The sequence below is a fragment of the Flavonifractor plautii ATCC 29863 genome (assembly GCF_000239295.1).
Taxonomy (GTDB): Bacteria; Bacillota; Clostridia; order Oscillospirales; family Oscillospiraceae; genus Flavonifractor; species Flavonifractor plautii.
In genome coordinates this window covers 1-4,371 of sequence record NZ_JH417789.1, presented here as the reverse complement: position 1 = coordinate 4,371, position 4,371 = coordinate 1, and the positions used below count along the sequence as shown (strand labels likewise).

General features: G+C 54.1%; 5 protein-coding genes and 1 tRNA gene. All 6 read left to right on the top strand.

Going from position 1 to position 4,371, the window contains the following annotated elements:
* The first annotated feature begins 318 nt into the window (after window positions 1–318).
* Window positions 319–394: transfer RNA gene (locus tag HMPREF0372_RS10345), tRNA-Pro, on the top strand.
* Between the two features lie 344 nt (window positions 395–738).
* Window positions 739–1,161, top strand: coding sequence for a hypothetical protein (locus HMPREF0372_RS10340; protein ID WP_007491943.1), 423 nt, complete (start codon window positions 739–741; stop codon window positions 1,159–1,161).
* Between the two features lie 157 nt (window positions 1,162–1,318).
* Window positions 1,319–2,209 (top strand): toprim domain-containing protein, encoded by an 891-nt coding sequence (locus tag HMPREF0372_RS10335; protein ID WP_007491942.1) that lies wholly within the window; start codon window positions 1,319–1,321, stop codon window positions 2,207–2,209.
* 74 nt (window positions 2,210–2,283) lie between these two features.
* Complete coding sequence (locus HMPREF0372_RS10330; RefSeq protein ID WP_007491941.1) at window positions 2,284–3,192, top strand: hypothetical protein; 909 nt, start codon at window positions 2,284–2,286, stop codon at window positions 3,190–3,192.
* A 35-nt stretch (window positions 3,193–3,227) separates the two neighbouring features.
* Window positions 3,228–3,962 carry a class D sortase gene (locus HMPREF0372_RS10325; RefSeq protein ID WP_007491940.1) on the top strand — a complete coding sequence of 245 codons (735 nt, stop codon included), beginning with the start codon at window positions 3,228–3,230 and terminating at the stop codon, window positions 3,960–3,962.
* A 144-nt stretch (window positions 3,963–4,106) separates the two neighbouring features.
* Window positions 4,107–4,364 (top strand): hypothetical protein, encoded by a 258-nt coding sequence (locus HMPREF0372_RS10320; protein ID WP_007491939.1) that lies wholly within the window; start codon window positions 4,107–4,109, stop codon window positions 4,362–4,364.
* Window positions 4,365–4,371 lie beyond the last annotated feature (7 nt).

Below are 4,371 nucleotides of genomic sequence, written 5' to 3'. Positions count from 1 at the left end.
TTCAGATGTCCAATATGTATTGTAGTCCTACAGGGCTATCATATCATATCAAAATGCCCTCTTGCAATCCTTCTGTCTATATATTATAATAGAAAAGCTGACTGAGCAACAAAGTGGAACACTCCAACAAAATATCCGGGTGTAGCGCAGTTGGTAGCGCGCTTGCTTTGGGAGCGTGAGGCTCGGGTTCGAGCCGAAGTCCTCGGAAAACCCGGAAAGCCTTGGGACACTTGGGCTGACAGCACTTTCCCCCTCGCCGGTAACTGGTCAAAAATCGGCGTTGACCACATGTTTGACCACAATTGGAAAATTTCATAACCGGGTGTAGCGCAGTTGGTAGCGCGCTTGCTTTGGGAGCAAGATGCCGGGAGTTCGAGTCTCCCCACTCGGACCAACTAAGGTTGCTGAAAAAGATGCAACCCCTGAAACCCTTGCTGCGGCAAGGGTTTCAGCCGTCTTAGAGGGAAAAATCGAGCACCAGCCGAGATGGAGATGCAAAAGGCCATTTTCGTGATGTGGTGTGATTCGAACCTCTGAGCAAAGAGAAAACAGCGAGAGAAGCCCCCGCTGGTAGTTCAAATCGAACTGCCAACGGGGGCTTCTCTCTTTTTATTACGTAGCTGTTTCAGTTGGTGGTATTGCTTGCTTTGTCCTTGGTTCCTTGGTGGTCTTGGTAATAGCTTTCTGCCATGGTTTTGGATATACTTGCGTTGCAAAACGAGGAAAGGAGAGCAGACCATGGCAGACAAGAAAAACCTATGCGCTCAAATCGACATCGCCCTGCACAACCGGGTAACAGAAGAAAAAGACCGCCTGGAGATGACTACCAGCCAGTACATCGCAGCACTGCTCACTGAATACTACAAGATGAAAGATGAGAATGGAGGAATCAACATGACAGGCAGCAGAACGATGGCATTCCAGATTCCCGAGGAACTCTTCCAGCGCATCAAGACCCACCTGGCCAGAGAAACGGCTCGGACCGGCGTAAAGCTCACCCAGCGGGACTTCGTCCTGGGCCTGATCGAACAGGCGCTGGCGGAAGCCGAAGCCAGCCTGGCCCCACAGGAGGGCCCTGAGAGCACCGAGGAAGCCCCGGAGGACAGCGGAGCCGCCGGTACCACCCCAGACGCCAGCGAGGCCAGCACGGAGGCGGAGTGAGGCACAGCGGACATCGAACAATAACACAAGGAGTCAAAGCAAGGGGCCGGAGGACACATCTCAAGCAGATGCGTCCTCCGGCCCCTTTTTTGTTTTTCCTAGAAGGGGGGTGAACATGATACAAACGTCAGAAAAAACTCGTTTTACAGAGGCTGAAATGGCCACTGTCCGAGACACGGACCTTCCAGATCTGCTGATCTCCCTGGGCTACCAGGTGAAGCGGATCGGCAGGTACTACACCACGCAGGAGATGGACAGCATCCGGATCAAGGACAGACGTACCTGGTTCCGCTACTCAGAGGGCATCGGCGGAGATGCCATCACATTCCTCCAGCGGTTCTATAACAAAAGTTTCCCGGAGGCCGTGGAGTACCTGCTGACCTGGCATGGCCGCGCCCGTGACTCTCCCCCGGTGAGCACTCCGCGGCAGACCAAGGAAAAGGAGGAAAAGGTCCCCTTTACCCTCCCCCCTGCCAACGTGGATCACCGCAGGGTGTTTGCCTATCTCCGCAAGCGTGGGATCGCACCCCAAGTGATCCGGGGCTTTGTGGAGGCTGGATTGCTGTACGAGGACGCCCGACATCACAACTGTGTCTTTGTTGGCCGGGACCAATCAGGAGCGCCGGTATTTGCCAATCAACGAGGAACCTATGATTGGAACGGCAGCAGCTTTAAGGGGGATGTCCCAGGCAGCAATAAGGACATCGCATTTCGACTTTACTGCAGCAAGAAGCATGATGCAGTTCTTGTCTTTGAGGCCCCAATCGACCTGATGAGCTTCTGCACCCTGCACCGGAAAGTAACCTCCAACGCGGTGGCACTGTGTGGGCTGTACGAAGGAGGACTGCGGACCTATCTGCGAGACAACCCACACATACGCAGGATTATTCTGTGCCTGGATAACGATGAACATGGTCGGCAGGCAACCCAAAAGCTCCGAGAAATGTTCTCCGCAGAGGACTATGAGGTGTCTCAACAACTTCCTCCACAGGGAAAGGATTGGAATGAGTATCTGCTGCAACGAAATGTGCTCCGGGAAAGGGGGTGACAATTTCCAAAAGAAGAAATAACAATATGATTTCCGGCAAATCAAAAGAAAAATTGTTGTAGGAGGAATCCAGTATGAAACGCATTTTGACCACGATGTGCGCCCTGACCCTGCTCCTGGCGGCATCTGTCCCTGCTCTGGCCGTTGAACCGGAGCAGAGTGCCAGTTACTACCCCACATCGGTGGAGGAGTATATGGAGGGAGACAGCCCCAGGATCAAGAAAGTGTACCAGCTGTCCCTGGCAGATGACCCATCCCAGATTCCCACCGAGGATTTTGAGCGGGATGGCCGCCTCTATTATCTGCTGGATATGACGCGGAAGGACGAGGTTGGGGTGGACATCCAGACCATCACCCAGACCAAAACTCTGGCCAGCGAGACCAACAATATGGAGAAGATCCTCCAGAGTCTGGAACCGCAGATGGAGGTAACCACAGAGGACGGTTATACCGGCACTCTGACACTGGATCATACCACTGTTAAGGTAGCGGCAGACGGTTATGCTACCCGGACAAAGGATCTCTCCGCCACCCGCACCTATCCCAATCTCTCGGAAGCGGATCTATCTTTGATTCCAAAGAGCATTGAGGACACTGGAAAAAGCCTGACTCTGGCAGACGTCCAGTGGGCCGAGACCAGTGAAGCCGGGGCGGATGGGGCCGTCACCCGATATACTGCCACCGCCAAATATACCGGCACTACCAGCAGCACCTATGCTACCGGCTACACTGTTACGGCAGACTATACCGGCCAAGTTTCCAAAACCAACTGCTCTGTGTTGACCTATACCGCCATTTTCGGCAGCACGGAGGTCCCCGAGGCGCAGACAGACCCGGCCCCCACAAATACCCCTTCCAGCGAAAACTCAAATGGGGCCACGGCAGAAATTGACATCAAACAGCCCCTCCTGATTGGCGGCGCGGTTCTCCTACTGACTGCAGGTGGGGTTTTCCTGTTCAAGCGGTACAAAGGAAGGAGCTGATTCAACTGAAGCTGAGAGCACTTCTGCTGGCCACCATGTTATGCGCCCTATGTGTGGGCCAGGCCAGCGCCCTGGAATATACCATGGAGGCCCCGGACGATTACCTGTTCGGCAGACCTACCAGCGATGACACCATCTACGAATGGGAAGATCCCAATGTAGACCGGAGTAAGAACACCGCCCTGATCCCGCCTGGATTTGGCACACCTACCAGTTACCTCCCCGGTAGCGGCGACCCTCTGACGCCCAATCTCATCCCCGGCGCTCTGGATGGCGGCGGGCTGGTGTCCCAGACAGGGAGCGTCAACTATCCTGTGATCGACACAGGAAATGGGGGCAGTTCTGGCCAGGACGTCGGCTATACAGCCGTCACCAGCGATCTCTACTACTCCGACGGACACCTGGGGACACTCAAGATCCCGGCTATCGGCCTGTCTACCAAGGTCTACGAAGGGACAGACAACAGCACTCTGGCAAAAGGGGCCGGTCATTTCCCTGGCACTAGTGTCTGGGACGGCAACTGCTGTATTGCGGGTCACAACCGCGGTGTCCGGGATGATTTTGGAGACCTGCATACCTTGGAGCCAGGGGACTCGATCACCTGGACCACCAAGCTGGGCACACGGACCTATCAGGTAGTCAGCGTGGAAAAGGTACTGGAGACAGACACCAGCGACACAGCCTCTACCACCGACAACCGCATTACCCTATTTACCTGTGTCCGTGATCAGCAGGAATACCGCTGGTGCGTCCGGGCCGTAGAATTTTAAGCGCAGAGCGTTTTCTCTCAACACAAGGAAACGCACTGCGCTTTTTTCTTTGCTTCTTCTGAATCTTAACTAAATCATGTTTAGAAAGAGGTGGTGAGCAACGTATGTTCAACACCTCTTTCCGCCCATTTTGAAGGAGGCGCTATGAAAAAACTGCTATCCCTGTTTTTGGCCTGTATCCTGCTACTTGGCATCCTACCCACATCGGTCTTTGCCGCAGACAGTGTGGAAGAAGCCCTAGGCGAGGTCAACATCTACAATGGAGACTATGAACTGGGCTATCTCTCTATCAACGGAGCAGTCAAAAAGCAGACATACACCTACTTTTTGTACGAATCCAATGATGGAACAACAAAGGAGTCCCCAGCCTACTGCGTCAACCCCGTGCGCCTTGTTCCTTGACAATCTG